Origin of the sequence: Paraburkholderia sp. BR10954 (genome assembly GCF_040965775.1) — a bacterium.
Taxonomy (GTDB): domain Bacteria; phylum Pseudomonadota; class Gammaproteobacteria; order Burkholderiales; family Burkholderiaceae; genus Paraburkholderia; species Paraburkholderia youngii.
Window position 1 is genome coordinate 1 of record NZ_JBFRCK010000144.1, and the last position, 2,309, is coordinate 2,309.

Annotated in this window: 2 protein-coding genes; both read left to right on the plus strand. The window is 64.7% G+C overall.

The genetic code is table 11. The features are described 5' to 3' along the window. Nucleotides 1-1,436, plus strand: a 1,436-nt coding sequence (istA, locus tag AB4Y34_RS41420; protein WP_368719253.1) for an IS21 family transposase, incomplete at its 5' end; no start/stop codon positions are given. Between the two features lie 12 nt (nt 1,437-1,448). Beyond that, nucleotides 1,449-2,216 (plus strand): IS21-like element helper ATPase IstB, encoded by a 768-nt coding sequence (gene istB, locus AB4Y34_RS41425; protein ID WP_368719254.1) that lies wholly within the window; start codon nt 1,449-1,451, stop codon nt 2,214-2,216. The last annotated feature ends 93 nt before the right edge of the window (nt 2,217-2,309 follow it).

The following is a 2,309-nucleotide window of genomic DNA, read 5'->3' on the forward strand; positions in this document are numbered from 1 at the left end:
CGTCGCTGGGCATTTCCAAGGGCGTGGTCACGAAGTACGTCGGACTGGCTGGCGCCGCCGGGCTGGACTGGGCAAGTGCCTGTGACATGGACGAAGGCGAGCTCGAGCGGCGGCTTCTCGGCAAGCCAACGGGGCCCGCAGCCTACGCCCAGCCCGACTACGGGCGCATCCATCAAGAACTGCGCCGCAAGGGCGTGACGCTGACGTTGCTGTGGGAGGAGTACCAGGCCGAGTTTGCGGACCGGCAGACCTACCGCTACACGCAGTTCTGCGAGCACTACAAGGCGTTCACGAAACGCCTGAAGCGCTCGATGCGGCAGATCCACCGCGCCGGCGAGAAGCTGTTCGTCGACTTCGCTGGCCCCACGTTACCCCTGACCACGGGGCGCCGCGCGCACATCTTCGTGGCGGCCATGGGCGCCTCGAGCTACACGTTCGCGTGCGCGACGCCGGCCGAAACGATGGAGGACTGGCTGGGCGGCATCGCACGCGCGCTGAGCTTCTATGGCGGCGTGCCGCAGCTGATTGTGCCGGACAACCCGCGCGCGATGATTGCCGATCCCGATCGCTATGAACCTCGCGCGGGCGACACCGTGCTGGACTTCGCGCGTCATTACGGCACCTCATTCCTGCCTGCTCGCGTCTATCGCCCGAGGGACAAGCCGAAAGTAGAGGTTGCGGTCCAGGTGGTCGAACGCTGGATCATGGCGCGTCTGCGTCATCACCGGTTTGCGTCGGTCCAGTCGGTCGATGACGCGATCCGTCCGCTACTGAAGAACCTTAACGAGCGCCCGTTCCAGAAGCTGCCGGGATGTCGTGCCAGCGCATTTGCTGAACTGGACGCGCCGGCTCTACAACCGCTGCCGGCACAGCCCTATGAGCTCGCTCGATTCAAGACGGTGACGGTCCACATCGACTATCACGTCGAGGTCAACAAACACCGCTACAGCGTGCCGCACGCGCTGGTCGGACTCAAGCTCGATGCGCGAATCACGGCGGGCGCTGTCGAACTGTTGCATCGTGGGCGCCGTGTAGCCAGCCACGCCCGTGACGACAGCGCGGGCGCCTACACCACCATCGTCGAGCACATGCCGGCGGCGCACCGCGCCCATCTCGAATGGACGCCACAGCGGCTCATTCACTGGGGCCAGCAGATTGGCGCGGCAACCGGCGCGCTCGTCACCCGGCTGCTGCAGGAGCAACGCCACCCCGAACACGGCTATCGGGCCTGCCTCGGCTTGCTGTCGCTCTCACGTCGCTATGGTCGTGAGCGTCTCGAAGCGGCCTGTGCGCTGGCATTGGAGCTAGGCGTGCACCGTTACCGCCATGTGCGCGACATCCTGGTCAACAACCGCGACCGGGCGGCAACGACAGCGCCTGCCGACTGGATCAGCCCCAGCCATGCGCACGTACGCGGCCCCAGCTACTACCAATAAAGAGAACACGCCATGATGATGCAACAGACCCTGACGCAGCTGCGCACCCTGAAGCTGGATGGCTTCGCTGACGGACTGGAGGAACAGTTGACGCAGCCCGGCGTGGCCAGCCTGAGCTTCGAGGAACGCCTGTCGCTGCTGGTCGACCGGGAAACGAGCTGGCGTGATGATCGCCGTCGCACCCGACTGCTCAAGCAGGCGCGCCTTAAGTATCCGCAGGCCGCCATTGAAGATCTCGACACTCGCGCTGGCCGAGGCGTAGACCCGCGTTCGCTCACGAGCCTGGCACTTGGCGATTGGGTCGAAGCCGGCTACAGCCTGCTCATCAGCGGCGCAACCGGCGCGGGGAAATCGTGGCTCGCTTGCGCCCTGGCCCAATACGCCTGTCGGCGCGGGCACTCAGCGTTGTACCTGCGCGTGCCGCGACTGGGCGAGGAACTGCGCGTCCTGCACGGTAACGGCGGCTTCACGAAATGGTTGCTGCAGGTTGCCCGCATTGACGTGCTTCTACTGGACGATTGGGGCATGGCGCCCCTCGACGCGATGGTCCGAAACGATCTACTCGAGATCATTGATGACCGCGCGGCAGGCAAGGCGACCATCATCACCAGCCAGTTGCCGATCGAGCACTGGCACGGCTGGATTGGCGACGAGACCATCGCCGATGCGATGCTGGATCGTCTCATGCAACGTCATCACCGCATCACGCTGACCGGCGAGTCGCTCAGAAAAGCATCCCCAAAACCCAACGTCCTGGAGCCCGAACTCGACCAGAACTGACAAGGAAAACTACAATCGACACCGCGCAACGCCCCAACCCCGCCGAATCGGTCACGTTCCCGAAATCGGCGGTCACGTTCGCCGAAATCCGCA

Bases quoted from the DNA above. Each gene is read 5' to 3' on its own strand.
- istB (WP_368719254.1), top strand. From the start codon at position 1,449: ATGATGATGCAACAGACCCTGACGCAGCTGCGCACCCTGAAGCTGGAT.